The 23,898-nt window shown below is 56.8% G+C and carries 22 protein-coding genes; 9 read left to right on the top strand and 13 right to left on the bottom strand.

Features of this window, described 5'->3' with window-relative positions; all coding sequences use genetic code 11:
• Positions 1-103: 103 nt before the first annotated feature.
• Positions 104-1,975: a SurA N-terminal domain-containing protein gene (locus AAEZ03_RS02325; RefSeq protein WP_262126584.1), complete on the top strand. Its 1,872-nt coding sequence runs from the start codon at positions 104-106 to the stop codon at positions 1,973-1,975.
• 79 nt (positions 1,976-2,054) lie between these two features.
• Here AAEZ03_RS02325 and AAEZ03_RS02320 read toward each other — a convergent pair whose 3' ends face one another.
• On the bottom strand, positions 2,055-2,963 hold the full coding sequence (locus tag AAEZ03_RS02320) for a LysR family transcriptional regulator (RefSeq protein ID WP_350575697.1): 909 nt from the start codon (positions 2,961-2,963) through the stop codon (positions 2,055-2,057).
• A 230-nt stretch (positions 2,964-3,193) separates the two neighbouring features.
• Between AAEZ03_RS02320 and AAEZ03_RS02315 the strand changes: the two genes are divergently transcribed.
• Both AAEZ03_RS02315 and AAEZ03_RS02310 read left to right on the top strand, forming a co-directional pair.
• Positions 3,194-4,336 (top strand): MFS transporter, encoded by a 1,143-nt coding sequence (locus AAEZ03_RS02315; RefSeq protein WP_350575695.1) that lies wholly within the window; start codon positions 3,194-3,196, stop codon positions 4,334-4,336.
• 45 nt (positions 4,337-4,381) lie between these two features.
• A complete protein-coding gene (locus AAEZ03_RS02310) occupies positions 4,382-5,272 on the top strand; it encodes an NAD(P)-dependent oxidoreductase (RefSeq protein ID WP_350575693.1) in 891 nt (296 codons plus the stop codon).
• Between the two features lie 80 nt (positions 5,273-5,352).
• On the opposite strand, the gene fabI is transcribed toward AAEZ03_RS02310, so the two are convergent.
• The 8 genes from fabI to gloB all read right to left on the bottom strand — a co-directional run bounded on the left by fabI (position 5,353) and on the right by gloB (position 15,975).
• Positions 5,353-6,147 carry an enoyl-ACP reductase FabI gene (gene fabI, locus AAEZ03_RS02305; RefSeq protein ID WP_350575691.1) on the bottom strand — a complete coding sequence of 265 codons (795 nt, stop codon included), beginning with the start codon at positions 6,145-6,147 and terminating at the stop codon, positions 5,353-5,355.
• Positions 6,148-6,166: 19 nt separating this feature from the next.
• A complete protein-coding gene (locus AAEZ03_RS02300; RefSeq protein ID WP_350575688.1) occupies positions 6,167-7,777 on the bottom strand; it encodes an ABC transporter ATP-binding protein in 1,611 nt (536 codons plus the stop codon).
• A gap of 1 nt (position 7,778) precedes the next feature.
• Positions 7,779-8,798 carry an ABC transporter permease gene (locus AAEZ03_RS02295; RefSeq protein ID WP_048373045.1) on the bottom strand — a complete coding sequence of 340 codons (1,020 nt, stop codon included), beginning with the start codon at positions 8,796-8,798 and terminating at the stop codon, positions 7,779-7,781.
• 1 nt (position 8,799) lies between these two features.
• The gene (locus tag AAEZ03_RS02290; protein ID WP_350575685.1) at positions 8,800-9,873 is read right to left on the bottom strand and encodes a microcin C ABC transporter permease YejB; all 1,074 of its coding nucleotides are present in this window, start codon (positions 9,871-9,873) and stop codon (positions 8,800-8,802) included.
• Positions 9,874-11,715 (bottom strand): extracellular solute-binding protein, encoded by a 1,842-nt coding sequence (locus AAEZ03_RS02285; protein ID WP_278940047.1) that lies wholly within the window; start codon positions 11,713-11,715, stop codon positions 9,874-9,876.
• The gene (locus tag AAEZ03_RS02280; protein WP_350575683.1) at positions 11,712-13,541 is read right to left on the bottom strand and encodes an extracellular solute-binding protein; all 1,830 of its coding nucleotides are present in this window, start codon (positions 13,539-13,541) and stop codon (positions 11,712-11,714) included. Before AAEZ03_RS02280 ends, AAEZ03_RS02285 begins: the two co-directional genes overlap by 4 nt.
• A gap of 155 nt (positions 13,542-13,696) precedes the next feature.
• The gene (locus AAEZ03_RS02275; protein ID WP_350575681.1) at positions 13,697-15,097 is read right to left on the bottom strand and encodes a LysM peptidoglycan-binding domain-containing protein; all 1,401 of its coding nucleotides are present in this window, start codon (positions 15,095-15,097) and stop codon (positions 13,697-13,699) included.
• 98 nt (positions 15,098-15,195) lie between these two features.
• Positions 15,196-15,975: a hydroxyacylglutathione hydrolase gene (gene gloB, locus AAEZ03_RS02270; RefSeq protein WP_153390515.1), complete on the bottom strand. Its 780-nt coding sequence runs from the start codon at positions 15,973-15,975 to the stop codon at positions 15,196-15,198.
• Between the two features lie 123 nt (positions 15,976-16,098).
• Here gloB and AAEZ03_RS02265 point away from each other — a divergent pair, with 123 nt between their 5' ends.
• The 4 genes from AAEZ03_RS02265 to AAEZ03_RS02250 all read left to right on the top strand — a co-directional run bounded on the left by AAEZ03_RS02265 (position 16,099) and on the right by AAEZ03_RS02250 (position 18,799).
• A complete protein-coding gene (locus AAEZ03_RS02265) occupies positions 16,099-16,857 on the top strand; it encodes a methyltransferase domain-containing protein (RefSeq protein WP_048373059.1) in 759 nt (252 codons plus the stop codon).
• Between the two features lie 91 nt (positions 16,858-16,948).
• The gene (gene rnhA, locus AAEZ03_RS02260) at positions 16,949-17,401 is read left to right on the top strand and encodes a ribonuclease HI (protein WP_048373061.1); all 453 of its coding nucleotides are present in this window, start codon (positions 16,949-16,951) and stop codon (positions 17,399-17,401) included.
• Positions 17,394-18,146: a DNA polymerase III subunit epsilon gene (gene dnaQ / locus AAEZ03_RS02255; RefSeq protein ID WP_123750087.1), complete on the top strand. Its 753-nt coding sequence runs from the start codon at positions 17,394-17,396 to the stop codon at positions 18,144-18,146. Before rnhA ends, dnaQ begins: the two co-directional genes overlap by 8 nt.
• A gap of 80 nt (positions 18,147-18,226) precedes the next feature.
• Positions 18,227-18,799 (top strand): GNAT family N-acetyltransferase, encoded by a 573-nt coding sequence (locus tag AAEZ03_RS02250; protein ID WP_153333583.1) that lies wholly within the window; start codon positions 18,227-18,229, stop codon positions 18,797-18,799.
• 48 nt (positions 18,800-18,847) lie between these two features.
• Here the strand turns inward: AAEZ03_RS02250 and AAEZ03_RS02245 are convergent, their stop codons facing one another.
• Together AAEZ03_RS02245 and AAEZ03_RS02240 are read right to left on the bottom strand one after the other, a co-directional pair.
• On the bottom strand, positions 18,848-19,759 hold the full coding sequence (locus AAEZ03_RS02245) for a LysR family transcriptional regulator (protein ID WP_350575676.1): 912 nt from the start codon (positions 19,757-19,759) through the stop codon (positions 18,848-18,850).
• A 95-nt stretch (positions 19,760-19,854) separates the two neighbouring features.
• Positions 19,855-20,097 carry a hypothetical protein gene (locus tag AAEZ03_RS02240; RefSeq protein ID WP_278940039.1) on the bottom strand — a complete coding sequence of 81 codons (243 nt, stop codon included), beginning with the start codon at positions 20,095-20,097 and terminating at the stop codon, positions 19,855-19,857.
• A 196-nt stretch (positions 20,098-20,293) separates the two neighbouring features.
• Here AAEZ03_RS02240 and AAEZ03_RS02235 point away from each other — a divergent pair, with 196 nt between their 5' ends.
• Complete coding sequence (locus AAEZ03_RS02235; RefSeq protein ID WP_273220388.1) at positions 20,294-20,854, top strand: NADPH-dependent FMN reductase; 561 nt, start codon at positions 20,294-20,296, stop codon at positions 20,852-20,854.
• Between the two features lie 62 nt (positions 20,855-20,916).
• Here the strand turns inward: AAEZ03_RS02235 and phnX are convergent, their stop codons facing one another.
• Positions 20,917-21,744: a phosphonoacetaldehyde hydrolase gene (gene phnX, locus AAEZ03_RS02230; RefSeq protein ID WP_350575672.1), complete on the bottom strand. Its 828-nt coding sequence runs from the start codon at positions 21,742-21,744 to the stop codon at positions 20,917-20,919.
• A 69-nt stretch (positions 21,745-21,813) separates the two neighbouring features.
• Positions 21,814-22,923 (bottom strand): 2-aminoethylphosphonate--pyruvate transaminase, encoded by a 1,110-nt coding sequence (locus AAEZ03_RS02225; RefSeq protein ID WP_350575669.1) that lies wholly within the window; start codon positions 22,921-22,923, stop codon positions 21,814-21,816.
• A 115-nt stretch (positions 22,924-23,038) separates the two neighbouring features.
• On the opposite strand from AAEZ03_RS02225, the gene AAEZ03_RS02220 reads away from it, so the two are divergent.
• The gene (locus AAEZ03_RS02220) at positions 23,039-23,896 is read left to right on the top strand and encodes a LysR substrate-binding domain-containing protein (protein ID WP_350575666.1); all 858 of its coding nucleotides are present in this window, start codon (positions 23,039-23,041) and stop codon (positions 23,894-23,896) included.
• The last annotated feature ends 2 nt before the right edge of the window (positions 23,897-23,898 follow it).

Below are 23,898 nucleotides of genomic sequence, written 5' to 3'. Positions count from 1 at the left end.
CGCCAGTTACGAGAAGGCGCATCCTCGGATGCGCCTTTCTTCTATCCGGACTCTACCCACGCTCCACGGTTGCTCATTGTGCAAGACCGTTTCTGGGGGAAGCATGCTGCAAAATATCAGGGACAATTCACAAGGCTGGATTGCCAAGACCATCATCGGTGTCATCGTCGCGTTGATGGCGTTGACCGGTTTCGATGCGATTTTTCAAGCCACCTCTCACAGCAAGGATGCGGCCAAAGTAAACGGTGAAGAAATCACTCAGGTTGAGCTCAGCCAAGCTGTCGACATGCAACGTCGTCAGTTGATGCAACAACTGGGCAAGGATTTCGACCCTGCATTGCTGGACGAAAAAATGCTGCACGATGCAGCCCTCAAAGGGTTGATTGACCGCAAGCTGTTGCTGCAAGGCGCCAACCAGGCCAAGTTCTCCTTCTCGGAAGCGGCTTTGGACCAGGTAATCCTGCAAACACCAGAGTTCCAGGACAATGGCCAGTTCAGCCCTGAACGTTTCGACCAGGTGATTCGTCAACTGGGTTACGGCCGACTGCAATTTCGCGAAATGCTAGGTCAGGAAATGCTGATTGGTCAGTTGCGTGCCGGTTTGGCAGGCAGTGGTTTCGTGACCGACGAAGAAGTGAACGCGTTTGCCCGTCTTGAGAAGCAAACCCGTGATTTCGCCACCCTGAACATCAAGGCTGATCCAGCTGCGGTGAAGGTCAGCGATGACGAGGTTAAGGCTTACTACGACGAGCACGCCAAAGAGTTCATGACCCCTGATCAGGTGGTGATTGATTACATCGAATTGAAGAAGTCCGCCTTCTTCGACCAGGTGGCAGTCAAAGATGAGGAGCTGCAAGCCCTTTATCAGAAAGAAATCGCCAACCTGGCTGAACAGCGCCGCGCTGCGCACATCCTGATTGAAGTCAACGACAAGGTCAGCGACGCGCAAGCCAAAGCCAAAATTGAAGACATTCAACAGCGCTTGGCAAAAGGCGAAAGCTTCGAAGCACTGGCCAAAGAGTTCTCCCAAGACCCGGGTTCGGCTGCCAACGGCGGTGACCTTGGCTTTGCAGGCCCGGGTGTCTACGACCCAACCTTTGAGACGGCTGTCTATGCGTTGAAAAAAGATCAGGTATCGGAGCCGGTGCGTACCAGTTTTGGTTACCACTTGATAAAGCTGTTGGGCGTTGAGGCACCAGAAGTGCCGAGCTTTGCCAGCTTGAAAGACAAACTGACCCGTGATCTTAAAACCCAGCAGGTTGAGCGCCGCTTCGTCGATGCAACCAAGCAGTTGGAAGACTCGGCTTTCGAAGCATCCGATCTGGCCCAACCGGCGCAAGAGCTGAACCTGACCGTTCACACCTCGGCACCGTTTGGTCGTGAGGGTGGTGAAGGCATCGCTGCCAACCGCGCTGTGGTTCAAGCCGCATTCAGCACCGAAGTGATGGATGAAGGCGCGAACAGCACCGCACTTGAGCTTGACCCTGAGACCGTTGTGGTTCTGCGTGTCAAAGAGCACCGTAAGCCAGAGCAACTGCCTCTGGAAGCCGTTGCCTCGAGCATTCATGCACACCTGGTCAAAGAGCAGGCGGCTGGCGCTGCTAAAGCCAAGGCTGAAGGCATCATCAAAGATCTGCGCGATGGCAAGCTGGCGTTGAACCAGCCGGTTGCCGGCCAGTCGTGGAAAGTTGATGAAGCCGTCACCCGTGGTCAGGACGGTATTGATCCTGTCGTGCTGCAAGCGGTCTTCCGCATGCCTAAGCCGGCAGCCAAGGACAAGCCGACCTTTAGCACTGTTAGCCTGGCTGATGGCACCGTGGTCGTGCTACGCCTCAATGGCGTAAACGATGATGCGAAGCCAACCGACGAAGAGAAAGCTTCTTACCGTCGCTTCCTGGCGTCGCGTTCGGGTCAGCAAGACTTTGCTGCCTACCGCAAGCAGTTGGAAAACGAAGCCAAGGTTGAGCGCTACTAAGCTCTCAGCTTCGCTTCACTAAAAATGGCCGCTCACTGAGCGGCCATTTTTTTTGCGGTCCAAACGCTGACAAAACACCTTATTTGATCAGGTTCATCACAAAGCTGAGCAGGGCGCGAGTTTTGGCCGGGACGTGATGGCGTGACGGGTAGTAGGCGTAGAGCGGGAATTGCTGGTCCGACCATTCGGGGAACAGTTGCACCAACTGATTTGATGAGGTGTATTGCTCAATCCCCAGTTCGAATAGCTGGGCAATGCCCAGGCCTGCCAGGCAGGCGCTGTAGACCGTTCCTGGGTCATTGACCGTGAGTTGCCCCTGGGGCTTCACGGTCAATTGTTTACGCTGCTGGTGAAACTCCCAGGCAAACGGTTTTCCCGTCACAGGTTCCCGGAAAAGAATGCAGCGGTGAGGCGTGTGTTCCAGTTCACGTGGATCTGTCGGATGTCCAAAACGCTCTAAGTAGGCCGGGGATGCCATGGCCAAAACCCGAGTGTCGAACAGTTTTCGGGCGACAAGCGACGATGGGAGAGGGTGCCCAAAGCGCAGAGCCAGATCAAAGCCATCTGCCACCAGATCTCCCAGATCTTCCTTGCTGCGCATGTCCAGTTCCAAGTCCGGATAGCTGTCCAGAAAAGGCCCCAGTCGCGGCCCAAGGATGAAGCGTGCAAATAGCGGGTCGACATTGATGCGCAGGCGACCCTGGACCATTTGTGCGTCACCGGCGGCACTGCTGGTGACCTCGGCCAGAGCGCCGATCAAAGGCATCACCTGCTCGTAAAAATGACGACCTTCTTCGGTCAGCCTGACTGATCGTGTGGTGCGTTCGAAAATCCGGATCCCCAATCGGGTTTCCAGTCGGGCGACGGCTCTGCTGACACCGGACTGGGACATGTCCAGCACTTGGGCTGCGCCGCCAAAACTTCGTGTGTCGACCACTGCGGCCATGACATCCACGCCTTCAAGCAGTTGGGGGCTGAACGTTCGCATTAATGACTCCGGGGCATAGATGTTGTGACTCTCATGCTATCGCACTTCTGCGAAGTAAATCCCACACTGGCTCTCGCTCAGCACACCACATTCATCGGGTGTGTTGGCCTTTCCCATCGCCATTCATTCGGGATGAAATGATGCAATCGATAGTTACAGATTCAAGCCCTGATCCTTCAGCGTCGCAACACCACGGGATGAGGGTCTCTAAAGGGCGAAGTGCAAGCGCCGTGCTCGCTTTAAGCCTGGGGTGCTTTTCTTTTGTCAGCACAGAACTCATGCCGGTCGGTGTTCTACCGGCACTGGCCCAAGGGCTGCACGTCTCGCTGGGCGTTGCAGGCTACCTGGTCACGATCTTTGCTTTCATGGTGGCCCTCACTGCCGCACCTCTCACCAGCCTGTTGGGGCACATCAACCGTAAAACCCTGATGTCGGGTCTTCTGGCCGTATGTTGCATCGGTAATCTGATTACCTTTCTGGCCTCAGGTTATTTCGTTGTGTTCATCGGCCGAATTCTGGTTGCCGCTGCCATTGGTGTGTTCTGGTCGACCGCGGTTGTCACCGCCGTGCACCTGGTTGCTGCTCGCAATGCGGTGCGCGCGACGTCTATCGTGTTCGGCGGCGTTTCACTGGCCGCCGTGCTCGGCGTTCCTGCGGGGTCCATGCTGGGCGATCTCTATGGGTGGCGCGCGGTATTCGCGGCACTCTCTGTGCTGAGCCTGATCGTGTTCATGCTGATTGTCTGGTCTGTCCCGGCTGTGCGTATTTCCCGAACGGCCAAACGCGGGGCCATGTCGTCTGTGCTCAAGAGTCGTTCTTTGCTGGCGATATTTGGGATCACCGCCTTTGTCGTGACCGGTAACTTTCTGGCTTACACCTACATTGCACCGTACCTCGAGCAGGTAGCCAGGCAGTGTGCCGCGCAGATCAGCTTGCTCCTGCTGGTTTACGGCGCTGCGGGCGTGGTCACCAACTTTGCCATCGGGCCCTTTGCCGCGCGAGCGCCACGGGCCAGTCTGGGAGTAGTGACGGTGCTGCTTGGCGTGAGCCTGGCATGCCTGAATACCGCTGCGCTTAGCCACACCGCGGTCATTGTCACGCTGGCGGCCTGGGGCGCGGCCTACGGTGCGCTTCCCGTCTTGCTGCAGACCTTGGTGTTTAAAGAAACATCTAAAATCGAAGGCGCTGCAGATGCCGCCACCTCTATCAACGTCTCTGTATTCAATGCTGCTATCGGGCTGGGCTCTCTGGTTGGGGGGCTGTTGATCAATCTGGCCGGCCCGTTGCCCATACCGTTTGTATCGGCAGCTTTCGCGTTGGCCGGGCTTGCGGTGCTGTTTGTCAGCCGCGAGCGCAAAGCCCGCAGGTCTTGATGCTATTCGTTTTCTCTACACACTTATCAAGCAGGTTGTTAAAGCATGAGCAACATTACAGTACTGGGCCTGGGGGCGATGGGGTCGCGGATGGCCGCTCGACTGATCGCCGCCGGGCACAAGGTCACGGTCTGGAGCCGCACGGGCCGGGCTGCGCAACCGTTGGTTGACTTGGGCGCCACCCTGGCAGCGTCGCCAAGGGACGCCAGCCAAGGCGCCGAGTTTGTGATCGCTATGCTGCGTGACGATGAAGTGTCGCGTTTCGTATGGCTGGATCCTGAGCGTGGGGCGCTCGCGGGTATGTCACCCGGCACTGTCGCAATCGAGAGTTCAACCCTGACGTCGGGCTGGATACAGATGCTGGGTGCGCAGATGCAGCATCAACGGGTATCACTGCTGGAGGCGCCGGTCTCCGGATCCCGGTTGCAGGCCGATACAGGGCAGCTGACCTACCTGATCGGCGGGGACACACAGGTGCTTGAGCGTTGTCGTCCTGTGTTGGGTGCATTGGGTTCTGGTATCCACCATACCGGTGCATTGGGGCATGGGGCGCTCACCAAGCTCGCAACCAATGCCTTGTTAGGCATACAAGTAACCGGTTTGGCTGAGATCATCGGCATGCTTAAGCGCAGTGGCGCCGATGCTTCGCACGTGTTGGCGGCGATGGCAGGCACTTCTGTCTGGGCGCCGGTTGCCACTTACCTTGCCAATACGATGCTGGCAGAGAACTTCGCCCCGCAGTTTCCCGTAGAACTCATCGAGAAAGACTTCGGATACGTGTTGAATGAAGCCGGAATTTCCAGGGATGCACCGACCATCGCTGCGGCACATGGGGTGTTTCAGCAGGCAATGGCGCAAGGGCTAGGTGCAGAGAACATGACCAGCGTCGTGCGGCTATTTACCGCGCAGCATGCGCCTGGTGAGGCAGATAGCTGACGCGGGCTGTGAGCCAAAACAAAAAACGCCCGGTGCAGACTCTGCACCGGGCGTTTTTATTGGCGGTTGCGCCGAAGCAATTACTCTTCGAGGCTGCCCATAGCGGTGGTGTTGAAGCCGCCGTCTACGTACATGATTTCGCCGCTGATGCCCGAGGCCAGGTCGGAACACAGGAAGGCACCGGCGTTGCCGACTTCTTCGATGGTTACGTTACGGCGCAGCGGGGTTTGAGCTTCGTTGGCTGCCAGCATTTTGCGGAAGTTCTTGATGCCCGAAGCGGCCAAGGTGCGGATCGGACCGGCCGACACGCAGTTTACGCGAGTGCCTTCTGGGCCCAGGCTGCCTGCCAGGTAACGTACACCGGCTTCCAGGCTGGCTTTGGCCATGCCCATCACGTTGTAGTTAGGCATGGTGCGCTCGGCACCCAGGTAGGACAGGGTCAGCAGGCTGCCATTGCGGCCTTTCATCATTGGGCGACCAGCTTTGGCCAGGGCCACGAAGCTGTAGGCGCTGATGTCGTGAGCGATGCGGAAGCCTTCACGGGTGGTGGCGTCGGTGAAGTCACCGTCCAGTTGGTCGCCAGGGGCGAAACCTACGGAGTGGACGATGCAGTCCAGGCCGTCCCACTTCTTGCTCAGGTCTTCGAAAACCTTGGCGATTTCTTCATCGCAGGCAACGTCGCAAGGGAAGCACAGTTCCGGGCCCGAGCCCCAGCCTGCGGCGAACTCTTCAACGCGGCCTTTAAGCTTTTCGTTCTGATAAGTGAAGGCAAGTTCAGCGCCTTCACGGTGCATGGCGGCAGCAATGCCAGAAGCGATGGACAATTTGCTGGCGACACCGACGATCAGGACGCGCTTACCGGCGAGAAAACCCATGTGTTGTTCCTCTATCAGGTTAATCGACAGCCACTGGTGCCAAAAAGGCGGCTTCCAGCAGCTGTTGTGTATATGGATGTTGCGGTGAGGCAAAGATACTTTGCGCATCACCCTGTTCGACCACTTGGCCATGCTTGACCACCATCAGTTGGTGGCTCAGCGCTTTGACTACCGCCAGGTCATGGCTGATAAACAAATATGTCAGGTTGTACTTGGTTTGCAGCGAGCGTAACAACTCGACTACCTGGCGCTGTACTGTGCGGTCCAACGCTGAGGTTGGCTCGTCCAGCAGAATCAACGCCGGTTTTAATACCAGTGCCCGGGCAATGGCGATTCGTTGCCGTTGCCCGCCAGAAAACTCGTGAGGGTAGCGGTGCCGGGTTTCCGGATCCAGACCTACTTCTCGCAAGGCTTCAATAATTGCCTTTTCCTGCTCTTCAGGTGTGCCCATACGGTGAATGCGCAAGCCTTCACCGACGATCTCGCTGACGCTCATGCGTGGGCTGAGACTGCCAAACGGGTCCTGAAACACCACCTGCATTTCTCTGCGCAGGGGTCTTACTTCCTGGCGTGACATGCAGTCTAACCGTTTGCCTTCAAAACGGATCAATCCTTCGCTGCCAATCAGGCGCAAAATCGCCAGGCCCAGCGTCGATTTTCCTGATCCGCTTTCTCCCACAATCCCCAGGGTCTGCCCTTGAGGCAGGGTGAAGTTAATCCCGTCGACCGCTTTGACGTAATCCACGGTCTTGCGTAACAAGCCTTTTTTGATCGGGAACCACACTTTGAGGTCCTCGACTTCCAGCAACGGCGCCCCGGCAAGCGTGTCAGCCGGGCCTCCGCTGGGCTCTGCGCTGAGCAGTTCCCGGGTGTACGGATGCTGTGGTGAACGAAACAATTGCTCACACGATGCTTGTTCGACGATGCAACCGCGCTGCATGACACATACTCTGTGCGCAATTCGTCGAACCAGGTTCAAATCGTGACTGATCAGTAACAGCGACATGCCCAGACGCGCCTGTAATTCCTTGAGCAATTCGAGGATTTTCAACTGAACGGTGACGTCCAGTGCGGTGGTGGGTTCGTCGGCAATTAACAGTTCGGGTTCATTGGCCAGGGCCATGGCGATCATGACACGCTGGCGCTGGCCACCTGACAGCTCGTGTGGCAGCGCTTTAAGGCGTTTGTGTGGCTCGGGGATGCCCACCAGCTCAAGCAGCTCCAGCGTGCGCAGGGTGGCCTCTTTGCCGGTCAGGCCTTTGTGAATGCCCAGCACTTCATTGATTTGTTTTTCAATGCTGTGCAGCGGGTTCAGCGAGGTCATGGGCTCCTGAAAAATCATGGCAATGCGGTTGCCGCGAATATGCCGCAGCTTTTTCTCATCCAGGTGCAGCAGGTCTTGCCCGGCATACTCAATGCTGCCGTGTGGATGGCGCGCCATGGGGTAGGGCAGCAGCCGCAGAATGGAGTGTGCGGTCACCGATTTGCCGGAGCCGCTTTCGCCAACCAGTGCCAGGGTTTCGCCGCGTTTGATATCGAAATTGATGCCTTGCACAACACGGTGTGATTGCTCGCCGGTGACAAACTCAACGGCGAGATCACGCACTTCGATCAGAATGTCCTGCGTCATCTTATTTCCTCGGATCGAAGGCATCGCGAGCGGACTCGCCGATAAACACCAGCAGGCTCAGCATGATGGCCAGCACCGCAAAGGCGCTGATGCCCAGCCACGGCGCTTGCAGGTTGGATTTGCCCTGCGCGACCAGTTCGCCCAGCGACGGCGCGCCCGGCGGCAGGCCAAAGCCCAGGAAGTCCAGCGCGGTGAGCGTGCCAATGGCGCCGGTCAAAATAAACGGCATAAAGGTCATGGTCGAAACCATGGCGTTGGGCAGGATGTGCCGGTACATGATGGCCATGTCTTGCATGCCGAGTGCGCGAGCGGCGCGTACATATTCCAGGTTTCGCCCGCGCAAAAATTCGGCGCGCACCACATCCACCAGGCTCATCCATGAGAACAGCAGCATGATCCCCAGCAGCCACCAGAAGTTGGGCTGAACAAAACTCGCCAGAATAATCAGCAAGTACAGCACCGGTAGCCCGGACCAGATCTCCAGGAAGCGCTGGCCTGCCAGATCGACCCAGCCGCCATAGAAGCCCTGAAGCGCACCTGCAATAACGCCGATGATCGAGCTCAAAATGGTCAACGTCAGGGCGAACAGCACTGAAATCCTGAAGCCATAAATCACCCGTGCCAGCACATCGCGCCCTTGGTCGTCGGTGCCCAGCCAGTTTTCCAGAGACGGCGGAGCGGGGGCTGGCACTTTCAGGTCGTAGTTAATGCTCTGATAGCTGTAGGGGATCGGTGGCCACACCACCAGGGCGTCTTTCTTGGCCAGCAGTTCGCGGATATACGGGCTTTTGTAGTTGGCCTCGAGCGGGAACTCACCGCCGAAGTCGGTTTCCGGATAGCGCTTGAGCGCCGGGAAATACCATTCGCCGTCGTAGTGGACCACTAGTGGTTTGTCATTGGCGATCAGTTCAGCGCCCAGGCTCAGCCCAAACAGCACGATAAACAGCCACAAAGACCACCAGCCACGCTTGTTGGCTTTGAAACGTTCGAAACGTCGTCGATTGAGAGGGGACAGTTTCATCTCAATGCTCCCGGCTTTCAAAGTCGATACGCGGATCAACCAGGGTGTATGAGAGGTCGCCGATCAGTTTCACCACCAGCCCGACCAGCGTGAAGATAAACAGGGTGCCAAACACCACCGGGTAATCGCGATTGATCGCAGCTTCAAAGCTCATCAACCCGAGGCCGTCCAGCGAGAAGATCACTTCAACCAGCAATGAACCGGTAAAGAAGATGCCGATGAAGGCCGACGGAAAGCCGGCAATCACCAGCAGCATGGCGTTGCGAAACACGTGCCCGTAGAGCACGCGGTGATTGGTCAAGCCCTTGGCCTTGGCCGTGACCACGTATTGTTTGTTGATCTCATCCAGAAAGCTGTTTTTGGTCAGCAAGGTCATGGTGGCAAAGTTACCGATGACCAGCGCGGTGATGGGCAGCGCCAAGTGCCAGAAATAGTCGAGGATCTTGCCGCCCACGCTGAGCTCGTCGAAGTTGTTGGAGGTCAGCCCGCGCAATGGGAACCAGTCCAGATAACTGCCCCCGGCGAACACCACGATCAGCAGAATGGCAAACAAAAAGGCCGGAATCGCGTAACCGATAATGATTGCCGAACTGGTCCAGACGTCAAAGTGGCTGCCATGGCGCGTGGCCTTGGCGATGCCCAGCGGGATCGAGACCAGGTACATGATCAGCGTGCTCCACAACCCCAGCGAAATGGACACCGGCATTTTTTCTTTGATCAGGTCGATGACCTTGGCATCCCGGAAAAAACTCTCACCGAAATCCAGTTGGGCGTAGTTCTTGATCATGATCCACAGGCGTTCAGACGCTGACTTGTCGAAACCGTACATCTTCTCGATTTCTTCAAGCAGCGCCGGGTCCAGGCCTTGCGCGCCCCGGTAGCTGGAGCCAGCCACCGAGACTTCCGAGCCGCCTCCGGCGATACGGCTGGTTGCTCCGTCGAAGCCTTCAAGTTTGGCGATCATCTGGTCAACCGGGCCGCCGGGGGCGGCCTGAATAATGACGAAGTTAATCAGCAGAATGCCGAACAGCGTCGGAATGATTAGCAGCAGTCGCCTGAATATATACGCCAGCATTTACGGCTCCAGGCTTTCGCTTGTGGGTTTGGTCGGGGTTACGGGTGCTGCATCAGGTTTTGCCCACCACGTCTCGGTGCCGATGTCATACAGCGGGGTCACCGCCGGGTGGCCAATGTTGTGCGAGTACGCAACGCGCCAGGTTTTGATGTGCCAGTTGGGGATGACGTAGTAGCCCCATTGCAATACGCGGTCCAGCGCCCGGGCGTGGTTGATCAGGCTTTGCCGGGAATCGGCATGGATCAGGTCTTCGGTCAGTTGATCGATGGCCGGGTCTTTAAGGCCAATAAAATTACGGCTACCGGGTTTGTCGTAGCTCGACGATTCCCAGTATTCACGCTGCTCACTGCCCGGCGAGTTGGACTGCGGGAAGCTGCCGACAATCATGTCGAAGTCCCGTGAGCGCAGGCGATTGAGGTATTGCGAGGTGTCGACCCGACGAATTTGCAGGTCGATACCCAGATCGCTGAGGTTGCGTTTGTAAGGCAGCAGAATGCGCTCGAATTCCGATTGCGCCAGCAAGAACTCAATTTTTACCGGCTTGCCCTGGGCGTCGACCATCTTGTCATCGACGATACGCCAGCCAGCGTCTTGCAGCAGTTGATAGGCGCGGCGCTGTTGGTCGCGAATCATGCCGCTGGCGTCGGTGACGTTGGGTTTGAAGACCTCGGTGAAGACCTTGTCCGGTATCTGGCCGCGCAAGGGTTCTAAAATAGCCAGCTCTTCTGCGCTCGGAAGCTCCTTGGCGGCCATTTCCGAGTTCTCAAAATAACTGCCAGTGCGTGAATAGGCGCCGCTGAACAATTGCTTGTTGGCCCATTCGAAGTCAAATAGCAGGCTCAGAGCTTCGCGTACCCGTACATCCTGAAACATGGGTTTGCGCAGGTTGAAGATAAACCCCTGCATGCCGGTCGGGTTATGGTTGCGAATTTCTTCTTTTTTCAAGCGGCCCTGGGTGAAGGCGGGCGCGTTGTAGGCACTCGCCCAGTTCTTGGCGCTGATTTCGAACCAGTAATCAAACTGCCCGGCCTTGAGGGCTTCGAATGCCACGCTGTTGTCGCGGAAGTAGTCCACGGTAATCGCATCGAAGTTGTACAGGCCCTTGTTGATTGGCAGGTCTTTGCCCCAGTAATCCTTGTTGCGCTCGTAGCGGATGGAACGCCCGGGTTTGATATCGGTAATGGTGTAGGGGCCGCTGCCGACAGGGATTTCAAGGTTGCCTTTACCGAAGTCTCGGGTTTCCCACCAATGCTTGGGCAGGACGGGCAGTTGCCCCAGAATCAACGGCAGTTCGCGGTTTTTGTTGTGCTTGAAGGTGAACTTCACCTGCAACGGGTTCTCGGCAATGGCCTGGTCGACATCGCTGTAATAGCCCTTGTACAGCGGCGAGCCGTTCTTCATCAGTGTGTCGAAGGTAAACACCACGTCTTCGGCGCGGATCGGGTGGCCATCGTTGAACTTGGCTTCGGGGCGCAGGTAAAAACGTACCCAGCTGTTATCCGGCGCCTTTTCCATCTTTTGCGCGATTAAACCGTAGGAGGTAAACGGTTCGTCCAGCGTCTGGCGGGTCAGGGTGTCGAAGGTCATTTCAATCCCTTCGGCCGGTACGCCCTTGTTGATAAACGGGTTGAGGCTGTCAAAGCTGCCGGTGGTTGATTTGCGAAAGGTGCCGCCCTTGGGGGCATCCGGGTTCACGTAATCGACATGTTTGAAGTCAGCCGGGTATTTCGGCGGCTCATCGTAAAGCGTCAACGCATGTTGTGGAGCGGCCAATGCCGCACAGGTCGCACTGGCCAGCAACAGGCCGGCCAGCGGTTTTAGCCAGGTACGCAAAGGCATCATCGGGTTTTCTCCGTAGGCTTGAGCCACCATGCGCTAAGGCCCAGCGTGTAAGGCGGCGTCGTCACAAAGGCGAACCGGTTGCGGTACGCCAGGCGGTGATAATTCAGATACCAGTTGGGAATCATGTAGTGCTGCCAGAGTAAAACGCGATCCAGCGCCCGGCCAGCAGCCAGTTGTTCTTCGCGGTTCTGTGCGGCCAGGAGTTTTTCCAGCAATTGATCGACGATCGGGCTGGCAACCCCTGCAAAGTTCTTGCTGCCCTTGACGTTGGCCTGGCTGGAGTGGAAGTACTGCCACTGTTCAAGCCCTGGGCTCAAGGTCTGATCGAGTGTCATCAGGATCATGTCGAAATCGAATTGGTCCAGCCGCTGTTTGTATTGCGCGCGGTCGACAGTGCGCAGCCGCGCTTCGATACCGATGCTGGCGAGGTTCTCGACATAAGGTTGCAAAATGCGTTCGAGGTTCGGATTGACCAGCAATATCTCGAACGTCAGCGGTTTGCCTTCGCTATTGAGCAAGCGTTGCCCGGACAATTTCCAGCCACCTTGGGCCAACAAATCCAGAGCATGGCGCATGGTCTCGCGGGGGATGCCGCGGCCATCAGTTTTCGGCAGGCTGAAGGCCTGGCTGAACAGCTCGGGTGGCAGCTGGCTGCGCCAAGGGGAGAGCATCAGCCATTCATGGCCCTGTGGGATGCCGCTGGCCGAGAACTCACTGTTGGGGTAGTAGCTTTCGGCCCGTTGATATGAGCCATTGAATAAGGCGCGGTTGGTCCATTCGAAGTCGAACATTTGCCCCAGCGCTTCGCGAACATTAGCTTGCGCGAAAGTGCTGCGGCGGCTGTTCATAAACAGGCCTTGTGTCTGGGTCGGGATCTGATGGGTGATTTCAGCCTTGATCACATCGCCACGGCGTACAGCCGGAAACCGGTAGGCATTGGCCCAGTTCTTGGCCTGGTGTTCGATATAAATGTCGAATTCGCCCGCCTTGAACGCTTCGAAGGCAACGTTGCTGTCACGGTAAAACTCCACTTCGATCCGGTCGAAATTGTATTTACCGCGATTGACCGGCAGGTTGGCGCCCCACCAGTTTTTGACATGTTCAAACACTAACTGCCGGCCTGGCGTCACCTTGGTGATGCGATAAGGCCCGCTGCCCAGCGGTGGCTCGAACGTTGTCGCTTTAAAGTCCCGTTTCGCCCAGTAATGCTGTGGCAAAACCGGCAATTCACCCAGCCGCAGAATCAATAACGGATTGCCCGCACGTTTAAACACAAAACGGATGCGCTTGGGTCCCAAGATGTCGACGCGCTGAACTTCTTGAAGGTTGGTCCGGTATTGAGGATGGCCTTCTTTTAGCAGCAAGTTGTAAGAAAACGCTACGTCGTAAGCAGTGATAGGTTTGCCGTCATGAAAACGCGCTTCGGGTCGCAGGTTAAACACCACCCAACTGCGGTCTTCGTTGTATTCGACTGATTGTGCAATCAAGCCATAACTGGACGTAGGTTCGTCACCGGAAGGGGCATATTGGCCAGTACCGGCCATTAATGTCTCGTTGAGTTCGTTGACCCCGTATTGCAAGAAGTTTGCAGTCGAAACCGGGCTGGTGCCCTTGAAGGAATAAGGGTTGAGCGTGTCAAACGTGCCAAATGCCATGACCCGTAACGTCCCGCCTTTAGGCGCGTCGGGATTTACCCAATCGAAATGAGTAAACGTTGCCGGGTATTTGAGAGTACCGAACTGTGCATAACCGTGGCTTTCACTCAGGGTCGCACTCGCCGGAAAGCTCAAGGCCAGATTGATAAGAACTAACAGAAGGGGACGCATTAAGTCAGGTATTCGATCCGGGCATTGGGCTGAAGGTTTCCGTACAGTAACAGCTTGTATCTGTAGGAAAAAGGCCACGCCAGAAAGCACTGCGGGCAAGCAACTTCCTGCAATTTAGTAGGAGTATGCTTGCCCGCATGAACGTGCGAACCGAATCAGTGCGGCTTGTAGACCGTCAGGACTTGACCGGGCTTGAGGGCCTTGGCTGAATTTGGATTCCAGCGCTTAAGATGCTGCATTTCAACATTGAAACGCTTGGCAACAATGTATAACGAGTCGCCTTTTTTAACGGTGTAAGTTGTGGCTTTTTTAGCAGCAGGCCTGCGGGTGTCCTGCATGACCAGCGTCTGGCCCGCTTTCAGGTTATGCCCGCTGAGTTTGTTCCAGCGCTGCAAGTCTTTGACATCAACTTTATTGGCTTTGGCGATCAGTGTCAGGTTGTCACCGCGTTTAACCCGGTATTGGCGGGTTGGTCGGGCCGGTGGGTTGCTGGCAACGGTGTCGAAAACGGCCTTTTTGGGGCGCAGGCTCACCAGCTCTTCAGGCTTGAGGTTCGACAGGCTGGCGGTCAACAACTGGGCTTTGGACGTTGGCACCAGCAAGTGTTGCGGGCCATCAGTGGTGGCGCGCTGCTTGTAGGCGGGGTTCAACTGAAACATTTCGTCTTCGTCGATCTCGGCCAGGGCTGCCACGCGGGACAGGTCCATGGACTGCTTGATCTCGACCATCTCGAAGTACGGTTCGTTGGCAATCGGGTTGAGGTTGATGCCATAGGCTTCGGGGGTCAGCACCACCTGCGACAGGGCCAGCAGCTTGGGCACATAGTCTTTGGTTTCCTGCGGCAAAGGCAGGTTCCAGTAGTCGGTCGGCAAGCCGAGTTTTTCGTTGCGTTCAATTGCCCGGCTGACCGTGCCTTCACCTGCGTTATAAGCGGCCAGTGCCAGCAGCCAGTCACCGTTGAACATGTCATGCAGGCGCGTCAGGTAGTTCATGGCTGCGAGGGTCGAGGCGGTAATGTCGCGACGGCCATCGTAGGCGCGGGTTTGGCGCAGATTGAAATAACGGCCCGTGGACGGGATGAACTGCCAAAGCCCCACCGCATTGGCGTGGGAATACGCCATCGGGTTGTAGGAGCTTTCGATTACCGGCAATAAAGCCAGTTCGAGTGGCATGTTGCGTTCTTCGAGGCGTTCGACGATGTAATGAATGTACAAGCTGCCGCGTTCGCCGGCGCCTTCAAGAAAAGACGGGTTGCTGGCAAACCATAACCGCTGCTGTTCGATACGCGGGTTGACGCCCAGGCCTTCTTGTAGCTGGAAGCCTTGGCGCATGCGTTCCCAGACGTCTTTGGGGGCGGTCGGACCAGGCTTTTCCTTGAGCCAGAGCGGCTCTTGAGGAATGCGTTTGGTCAGTTTGAGAGTGGGCCGATCGACCGTTTGGGTCGAATGATCGAAGCTCTGGCATCCCGCCAAAGTGGCGGACACAACCACCGCGATCGCTTTAGCCAAGCGCGTCAATGCGTCTGAACTGATGGAGTTAGATTTAAATGACGACATTGGTTAAAGATAGTTTCGGGCAAAAATGTCGGGCGATTCTAGAAAGCAGGTGGGGCGCGGTCAACCATTCAGAATTTTAATGGCAACCGCGACGCTGATTAAAACTTGTCTTTCCAGCTACGCAAGCTGGCAAAGACCGCGCTGGGCGAGTCATTGTCACGCTTGTTCCATTCGTCAGCTTTTTCTTTAACAGATATTTCGTTAACCCGCAGAAACGGATTAGTGCGCAATTCAAGCGCAATACTTGATGGCAAACTGATTTTGCCTGCGTCACGCCAGGCCGCAACTTGTGCAACTCGGTCGGCAATATCCGGATTATTCGGCTCTACCGCTTGGGCAAAGCGCAAGTTGCTTTGTGTGTATTCGTGAGTGCAATACACCTCAGTGTGCGCTGGCAAGGCTGCCAACCGACTTAAAGAGTGATGCATTTGTTCAGGAGTACCTTCAAATAACCGGCCGCAACCAGCCGCGAACAACGTATCGCCGCTGAACAATAGTGGCTTTGAAACATCAGCGTGGTAATAAGCGATATGACCCAAGGTATGCCCAGGTACCAGAAATACTTTGAATTCAATTCCCAGTACGTTGATCACATCGTTATCGTTAAGTGGCACTTGTCGCGCGGGAATGTTTTCCAGCGCCGGGCCCCAGACTTTAGCGCCTGTGGTGGTGTGTAATTGCTCAACGCCACCCACATGGTCATGGTGATGGTGGGTGACCAGAATATCGCTGAGTACCCACTCGGGATGGTGCTTGAGCCAGTTCAGAACCGGGGCGGCGTCACCCGGATCGACCACGGCGCAGCGTTTTTGGGTCGTATCCTGTAACAACCATATGTAGTTGTCGCTGAAGGCGGGCAGGGCGTCGATCTGTAACATGGTGCAATTCCCAAGTGCGAGACAATGGCGCATCTTAGGGGCTGTTGGTGTTGCAATGCGAGCCGCGTTGCAGCACCAGCCGAACGAAGAGGCGTAACCGGTGGATGGCGAGGTGGAGGAACAATGACCGATAAACCATTGGCTCAGGCGGACCCTGAGTGGCTGGCACTGATCAGTTCGGCCCGCGAATGGCTGTCTGGTCCCCTTGGCCAGTTGCTGCTGGAAGATGAGCAGCGTGTGCTTGAGGACGAACTTGGACGCTATTTCGGTGGCTATCTGGTGCATTACGGTCCGGGTGCCGACACGCCGCCCAAGGCCCCGCAAGTGCAGCGAAATGTGCGGCTGGGCGCGCCTTTACCGGGTGTCGAAATCATTTGTGAAGAGCAATCCTGGCCTTTATGCGAGCACGCGGCCGATGTGGTGGTGTTGCAGCACGGTCTGGATTTTTGTCTGTCACCTCACGGTCTGCTGCGTGAAGCTGCCAGCAGCGTCCGCCCCGGTGGGCATTTGTTGATTGTGGGGATCAACCCCTGGAGCAGTTGGGGGCTGCGGCATGTTTTTGCCAAAGATGCCCTGCGCAAGGCGCGGTGCATTTCCCCGTCGCGGGTTGCCGACTGGCTGAATCTGCTGGGCTTTGCGCTGGAGAAACGTCGCTTCGGATGCTATCGTCCGCCGCTTGCTTCCAAGGCGTGGCAAGGCCGCTTGTCAGGTTGGGAGCGCAAGGCCGGTAGCTGGCAATTGGCCGGTGGTGGCTTCTATGTATTGGTCGCCCGCAAAATGGTGGTGGGTTTGCGGCCCGTCCAGCCACTGCGTCGAGAGCCAAAAGGCAAACTGATCCCTCTGCAGATGGCCAAGGTCAATCGACCTGATATTGAACCCTAATTTAGAATGCCGGGTCGGGTTAACCCGGCCCCAGGTGCTGCCATCACGACTTGATAGGCAGGCCGAGGCAGTTCTTTCTGGATAGTTGGCAATGAGCGATTGCGTAGAAATGTTCACCGATGGTGCCTGCAAGGGTAACCCTGGCCCGGGTGGCTGGGGGGCTTTGCTGGTCTATCAAGGCGTTGAAAAAGAACTCTGGGGCGGCGAGCCCGACACCACCAACAATCGCATGGAGTTAATGGCGGCCATTCGCGGGCTTGAAGAGCTCAAGCGCCCCTGCGAAGTCTTGCTGGTCACCGACTCGCAGTACGTGATGAAAGGCATCACCGAGTGGATGGTCAACTGGAAGAAGCGCGGGTGGAAAACCGCTGCCAAAGAGCCGGTGAAAAATGCCGACCTGTGGAAGCAGCTGGACGAACAAGTCAATCGCCACACGGTGAAGTGGCAATGGGTGCGCGGGCACATTGGCCATCATGGCAATGAACGTGCTGACCAGTTGGCCAATCGCGGGGTCGAGGAAATGAGGGGCAAAAAACATGCGTAGTGTAGTACTCGATACTGAAACCACCGGTATGCCCGTCACCGATGGTCATCGGGTGATCGAGATTGGTTGCGTGGAATTAATGGGCCGTCGCCTCACCGGCCGTCATTTTCACGTGTACCTGCAACCTGACCGTGAAAGTGACGAAGGTGCTATCGGCGTCCACGGTATTACCAATGAGTTTCTGGTCGGCAAACCGCGTTTTGGCGAAGTCGCCGACGAGTTTTTCGACTTCATCTCGGGTGCTCAGCTAATCATTCATAACGCCGCGTTTGACGTCGGCTTTCTGAATAACGAGTTTGCCTTGATCGGGCAGACCGATCGCGCTGACATCACCCAACACTGCACCATTCTAGATACCCTGATGATGGCGCGTGGCCGTCACCCTGGGCAGCGCAATAGCCTGGATGCTTTGTGCAAACGCTATGGTGTAGACAACTCGGGCCGTGAGTTGCACGGCGCCTTGCTCGACTCCGAGATTCTGGCGGATGTTTATCTAGCCATGACCGGTGGGCAAACCAGCCTGTCGCTGGCGGGTAATGCGTCTGATGGCCATGAGTCGGGTGAGAGTTCTGACAGCCAGGCCACGGAAATTCGCCGTTTGTCAGCGAGCCGTCCATCTGGCCGGATTATTCGTGCAAGTGAAAGTGACTTGGCCGAACATGCGGCGCGCCTTGAGGCGATTGCCAAGTCGGCGGGTGGTCCGTCGCTGTGGGCACAACTCATCGAAGCTCAAACCCGGCACTAGATCTATCATGGTTGTCACGCCGTCGCGGATTGCGATGGCGAGTTGCAGGGGTATTTCACCGCAAGAAAGAGGGATTTTTCATGCACCTGGTTTTAAACCCCAATGACCCCGTGGTTTCGGTTCGATTGGCGGATGAAGGGTTTGCGCCTTATGTATGGGGCAATGATTTTAGTTTTGAAGTAAACGCCTATGCCCGTGCTGACCGTCACAAGAAGGTCGAGCACTGGCCTCTGGATATGATCACGCCCTATCGCAAGTGTTACGGCATAGACCCGGATGAATTTGCCAGTTTCATCGGGGCGCCGGACAGCGCGATTTTCATGGCTTATCTGGATGATCAGCCGGTGGGGCATGTGGTCGTCAGTACAAACTGGAATGGCTTTGCCCATGTCGATGAACTGGCCGTTGCTGCCTGCGCGCGCCGTCATGGCGTGGCCAAGTCATTGCTCGATGTGGTCAAGTTCTGGAGCCACAAGAAAAAACTGCAGGGCATCATGCTCGAAACCCAAAACAACAACATCGGTGCCTGCCGCTTGTATGAGCGTTGCGGGTATCAGGTGGGCGGTATTGATTACTTGCGCTATCGCGGCATCGATCCGCAAACCTGCGAAGTGGCGATTTTTTGGTATCTGCTGTTTGAAAGCCGGGTTTAGCGGCTACCGCAGGCTGCCATCTTTGTAGGTAAGAAACTAAAGGTCGTGTTAAAGGGTGACGGCGCCCTGGTCTGACAGCAAGACCTCGGCCCGTTCACGCACAATCTCAAGCAGCGCTTTAAGCGCTGCGCCCGGCTCTGAGCATTTGCGGGTAAGGGCATACAGGGTCACGGGAACTGCGGGTGATAACGGGCACACGTCCAGCCCGCTGTTTTTGGCGCCAATGGCGGTAAACGGATCCACCAGCGCCAGGCCTTCCCCTGCTTCAACCATGCTGCGCATCATCTGATAACTGTGTACGTCAATGTGCACCACCGGCGCTGGCCGAAGTGTGTGCAGCTTGCTGTCGAGCATTCGGCTCAGCGGGTTGTGCTGACGCAGGCCAATCATGGCTTGGCCGGCCAGATCTTGCAGGGCGATGTACTTTTGCTTCGGGCCAAGCCAGCCGTGAGGCGCGAGCAATTGGACTTTTCCCTGGGCCAACTTCTGGCTATCAACGCCCGGCTGCTCGGCCGGTTGCAGAGCCAGGCCGACGTCGCATTCATCCATTAGCACACGGCGTACTATTTCAGAAAAGCACTGGCTGCTCAGGGTCGTGGGCGTGTCGGGGAAGCGTCGTCTCAACGTCGCAATGCTGTGCGGCAGCAAGGGCTGCGCCAAAGTTTCGCTACAGGCCACGCGCAAGGTCGGTTCCTGATGCTGGCGCAAGGCGTCGCCAAGTCGGCGAAGCGGGTCTGCATCCAGGTACAACTGATTCACCAGTGGTTGCAGCAGGAGGGTTTCGCGAGTGGCTTGCAGGCGTCCGCGTACGCTGGCAAACAGCATGAAGCCGAGCTGTTGCTCGGCTTCATGAAGTGTCGCGCTCAGCGTGGATACAGGCAGTTGCAACCATTCAGCCGCATGGTCGAGGTTGCCGGTCTGCAAGATCGCCTGGATCACTTCGATGTGGCGTAAACGCATGCGTGAAGTCCGTATTCAGCGGGTCAGGTGGCGCGTTAGCCTGGCCTGACCCCAGTCTCATCCTGTGACTTCAGCGTTATCCCGGTGGCTGAGGGTTACTCAGGCGTTACAACGGCTTCAGGCTTTGTCGCCACGGCGGTTTGCGAATCACGCGTTAACTGCACTTTCGACTGGATCAGTTCGAACTGGTTGTCACTAAGCTTGGTAACGCGATCTCCAATAGCCAGCTTGTAGGTGACCACAGGGTGACCCTCTACCACTGTTTCAAACTCATGCACCGAATAGACACGGCCTTCCGCGTCTCTTGCATGAAATTGCCCAACTAAAACTGCAGCCATTTGTAGAGAACCTCTGGAGATAAACACCCAATTTGCGGCTCTGTAGACCGTTGATCAGTAGGGGAAGTTTAACGACTTGGAAAAAATAGTCCGGCTACTTTACAGGCTTGGCCGCCGATAAGGTAAATCGAACTGCAAGAAAACCGCCCGATCATCTATAACTAATCTTCCTACAGCCACAGACTCGGAGTTTTCTATGAGCAAGGTCTACAACGTAGCAGTGCTAGTCGGTAGTTTGAGGAAGGATTCGCTTAATCGGAAAGTGGCTCATGCACTGGCAGAGCTGGCGCCGGCCAATTTGAAGCTGAACATTATCGAGATCGGTGACCTGGCGCTGTACAACGAGGACATTGATACCGCCACGCCACCTGCGGCCTACAGCGCTTTCCGTGATCAAGTACGCGCCGCCGATGCTGTGCTGTTTGTCACCCCTGAATACAATCGCTCGGTTCCGGCCGCCCTGAAAAACGCCCTCGACGTGGGTTCTCGCCCTTACGGTCAAAGTGTCTGGGGTGCTAAGCCGGGCGCAATCATCAGCGTGTCGCCGGGAGCCATCGGAGGTTTTGGCGCCAACCATCACTTGCGTCAATCGCTGGTCTTTCTGAATGTTCCTTGCTTGCAACAGCCAGAAGCCTACCTGGGCGGGGCCGGTAGCATCTTTGATGAGTCAGGCAAGCTGTCAGAAAAAACCCGACCATTCCTGCAAGCCTTTATCGATGCCTACAGTCAGTGGGTTGAGCAATTGAAAAAAGACTGATCGCAGATCAAGGCCTGCACGGCAGACGACTGCACCGGGCGCAGTCGTCTGTTGGCCATCACTTAACTGCTTTGCGGCATTTCGCCGTTCGCCAAGCGTTTGTTGATATCGGCAATCACCTCGGGCAAATCGCTGAGGGTGTCGATCAAGTAATGCGGACGCGACCCTTCAAACAGGCTGTGAATACGTGTGCGTTCCGAGGTCAGGGCGGTTGCGTCCAGTGCACGGTATTGCTCGTACGTCAGGCCCAGCGCGTTACCGGAACACACCAACGCCACTGTCCACATGCCCGCACGGCGGCCTTCAAGAATACCCGGCACGGTGTCGTCGACTTTTACGCAAGCGCCCACATCATCAATACCCAGCGCTATCACGTTGGCCAAAGCCTGGGCAGGCCACGGGCGGCCGTTAGGCACTTGGTCAGTAGCCACGACGTGATCGGCGGTGTAACCGCGGGTGGCCGCCAGTTCAACGACCTTGGCCATCACTTGCGCCGGATACCCTGAACATGAACCGATTTTGATCCCTTGCCCACGCAACTGGGCGATGGTTTCCAGTGCGCCGGGGATCAGCGCCGAGTGCTCGGCGATTTTTTCGATTTGCAGCGGCATAAAGCGTTGGTAAATAGCCGTGACATCGTCGTCGCTCGGTGTGCGGCCAAAAACTTTTTTGTAGCGCTCACTGATCTGGGGTTGATCGCACAGGGTACGAATGTGGTCCCACTTGCCCATGCCCATCGGGCCGCGTGCTTCCTCGATCGACACCTGCACGTCGAACTCGGCAAAGGCTTCGACAAAAATCTGAGTCGGGGCGAAGGAGCCAAAGTCGACCACGGTGCCGGCCCAGTCGAGAATCGCTGCCTGAAGTTTGCTTGGGTTGGTGTAGTTCATGTCTGTAAATCCTGTATGAGCAGCCTTGGCTGCACGAAATAAACGGGGGGTTATCAGGTCGGAGCGGTCTTAAATGTCCAGTACTTCCATTTCGCCCAGCGCTTGGGCGATGGCAGTGACCGCTGCGTGCATATCGATGGAACTGACGTGCCCGATACAGCCGACGCGGAACGTTTCGACTTGGGTCAATTTGCCGGGATACAGGATGAAACCCTTAGCCTTGACCCGTTCGTAGAACGTTTTGAAGTCATAGCGCGGGTCTTTGGGGGCATGGAAGGTCACGATGATCGGCGCCTGAATCGCTGCGGGCAGAAAGCTGCGCAACCCAAGCCGGGCCATGCCGTCGAGCAGTGTCTGGCAGTTGTTGGCGTAGCGTTTGTGCCGTGCTGGCAAGCCGCCTTCTTCGTTGTATTGCAACAAGGCTTCGTGTAACGCGGCGACGACGTGGGTGGGCGGGGTGAAGCGCCATTGTCCGGTCTTGGCCATGTAGGCGTGCTGGTCTTGCAGGTCCATTGCCAACGAATGAGCGTTGCCGGCAGCGTTGGCCAGTGCTTCTTTGCGGGCGAAGACAAAGCCCATGCCCGGTACGCCTTCCAGGCATTTGCCGGAGGCTGCGATCAACGCATCGAAGGCGATCTCCTGTGCGTCGATAGGCAGGGCCCCGAAGGAACTCATGGCGTCGATGATAAGGCGTTTACCGTGGCGGGCGATGACCGCCGCTATGTCTGACAGCGGGTTGAGGATCCCGGTGCTGGTTTCACAGTGAATCAAGGCGACGTGGCTGATACTCAAATCGGCCTTGAGCAGGCGCTCAACATCGGCGGCGGTGGTCGGTTGGTCTTCGGCGGTTTCAAAGGTGCTGAAGCGGCGGCCGATGACTTCGCAGATTTTTGCCAAACGCTTGCCGTATGCGCCATTGATCAGTACCAGGACATGGCCGTCGCGGGGCACCAGGGTACCCATCGCCGCTTCGACCGCGAACGTGCCGCTGCCCTGCAACGGTACGCAGTGGTGGGTCTCGCTGCCGTTGATGATCGCCAGCAATTGTTCGCACAAGCTGGCCGTCAACTGGTTGAAGCGGTCATCCCATGAACCCCAGTCGACCAGCATGGCCTGACGTGTGCGCAGCGAGGTCGTCAATGGGCCCGGGGTCAGCAGGATCGGCGCAGCAGGGGTCATTCTGGTTTCCTCACACACTTGGGATGGCAATTGATTACAGGGCATACGTTGCAGTTTGCGTTTCTATCAATCAAATTGTTTATTGTTATCTCAGCTATCGGCCAGACTTATACCTATGAATTTATTCCAGCTTCGTGCGTTTGATGCAGTGGCCCGTGAAGGCAGCTTTACAAGGGCTGCTGCGCGTCTGTTTATCAGCCAGCCAGCGGTCACCGGGCATATCAAGGCGCTGGAGGAGCACTACCAAATCACCTTGCTGCGACGCACGGCACGGCGTGTGGAGCTAACGGAGGAGGGCTCCCGGCTGGCGGCCATCACCCGCGCCATGTTTGGCTTGGTCGATGAGGCGCAGGTGCTGCTGGAGGCTAATCGCGAGCTTCTGACCGGGCGACTGGAGGTGGCCGCCGACGGGCCGCACATGGTGATGCCGATGCTGGCGAGCCTGCGTGCGCGGTATCCGGGGATTACCGTCAACTTGCGCCTAGGCAATGCCCAGGAAACCTTGAACGCGCTGTTGTCAGAGCACGTTGATGTGGCAGTGCTCACCGAGGTCGAACCGCGCAAAGGGCTGACTTTGCGGGCCCTGCATGAATCGCGGATTTGCGCCTTGGTGCCGGCCAGTCACCCGTGGCTGGGGCTGACCCAGGGTGTGGATATTGCGCAACTGGATCAGGTCATCATGGTGTTGCGCGAGCCGAGTTCGATTACCCGACGCACCTTTGATCAGGCCTGCGACCGTGCGGGCGTCAATCCGCGGGTGTTGCTGGAACTGGACAGTCGTGAAGCCGTGACCGAGGCGGTGGCGGCGCAATTGGGAATAGGCATTGTGTCGTCGGCAGAAGTCAGCCATGACCCGCGGGTAGGGGCTGTTCCGATCAACGGTGCAGGGCTGATCAACCGCCATATGTTGGGCTGCATGGAGCGCCGCGCCGAGCTGCGGCTGATCAAAGCGTTTATGGAGCTTGCAGCGTAAAT

It is taken from the genome of Pseudomonas sp. HY2-MNA-CIBAN-0224 (assembly GCF_040310285.1).
GTDB lineage: Bacteria > Pseudomonadota > Gammaproteobacteria > Pseudomonadales > Pseudomonadaceae > Aquipseudomonas > Aquipseudomonas helleri.
This window is presented reverse-complemented; position numbering and strand designations above follow the sequence as displayed.

Coding starts and splice junctions, on each gene's coding strand:
- AAEZ03_RS02325 (WP_262126584.1), top strand. CDS start 104: ATGCTGCAAAATATCAGGGACAATTCACAAGGCTGGATTGCCAAGACC.
- AAEZ03_RS02320 (WP_350575697.1), bottom strand. CDS start 2,963: ATGCGAACGTTCAGCCCCCAACTGCTTGAAGGCGTGGATGTCATGGCC.
- AAEZ03_RS02310 (WP_350575693.1), top strand. CDS start 4,382: ATGAGCAACATTACAGTACTGGGCCTGGGGGCGATGGGGTCGCGGATG.
- fabI (WP_350575691.1), bottom strand. CDS start 6,147: ATGGGTTTTCTCGCCGGTAAGCGCGTCCTGATCGTCGGTGTCGCCAGC.
- AAEZ03_RS02300 (WP_350575688.1), bottom strand. CDS start 7,777: ATGACGCAGGACATTCTGATCGAAGTGCGTGATCTCGCCGTTGAGTTT.
- AAEZ03_RS02295 (WP_048373045.1), bottom strand. CDS start 8,798: ATGAAACTGTCCCCTCTCAATCGACGACGTTTCGAACGTTTCAAAGCC.
- AAEZ03_RS02290 (WP_350575685.1), bottom strand. CDS start 9,873: ATGCTGGCGTATATATTCAGGCGACTGCTGCTAATCATTCCGACGCTG.
- AAEZ03_RS02285 (WP_278940047.1), bottom strand. CDS start 11,715: ATGATGCCTTTGCGTACCTGGCTAAAACCGCTGGCCGGCCTGTTGCTG.
- AAEZ03_RS02280 (WP_350575683.1), bottom strand. CDS start 13,541: ATGCGTCCCCTTCTGTTAGTTCTTATCAATCTGGCCTTGAGCTTTCCG.
- AAEZ03_RS02275 (WP_350575681.1), bottom strand. CDS start 15,097: ATGTCGTCATTTAAATCTAACTCCATCAGTTCAGACGCATTGACGCGC.
- gloB (WP_153390515.1), bottom strand. CDS start 15,975: ATGTTACAGATCGACGCCCTGCCCGCCTTCAGCGACAACTACATATGG.
- AAEZ03_RS02265 (WP_048373059.1), top strand. CDS start 16,099: ATGACCGATAAACCATTGGCTCAGGCGGACCCTGAGTGGCTGGCACTG.
- rnhA (WP_048373061.1), top strand. CDS start 16,949: ATGAGCGATTGCGTAGAAATGTTCACCGATGGTGCCTGCAAGGGTAAC.
- dnaQ (WP_123750087.1), top strand. CDS start 17,394: ATGCGTAGTGTAGTACTCGATACTGAAACCACCGGTATGCCCGTCACC.
- AAEZ03_RS02250 (WP_153333583.1), top strand. CDS start 18,227: ATGCACCTGGTTTTAAACCCCAATGACCCCGTGGTTTCGGTTCGATTG.
- AAEZ03_RS02245 (WP_350575676.1), bottom strand. CDS start 19,759: ATGCGTTTACGCCACATCGAAGTGATCCAGGCGATCTTGCAGACCGGC.
- AAEZ03_RS02240 (WP_278940039.1), bottom strand. CDS start 20,097: ATGGCTGCAGTTTTAGTTGGGCAATTTCATGCAAGAGACGCGGAAGGC.
- AAEZ03_RS02235 (WP_273220388.1), top strand. CDS start 20,294: ATGAGCAAGGTCTACAACGTAGCAGTGCTAGTCGGTAGTTTGAGGAAG.
- phnX (WP_350575672.1), bottom strand. CDS start 21,744: ATGAACTACACCAACCCAAGCAAACTTCAGGCAGCGATTCTCGACTGG.
- AAEZ03_RS02225 (WP_350575669.1), bottom strand. CDS start 22,923: ATGACCCCTGCTGCGCCGATCCTGCTGACCCCGGGCCCATTGACGACC.
- AAEZ03_RS02220 (WP_350575666.1), top strand. CDS start 23,039: ATGAATTTATTCCAGCTTCGTGCGTTTGATGCAGTGGCCCGTGAAGGC.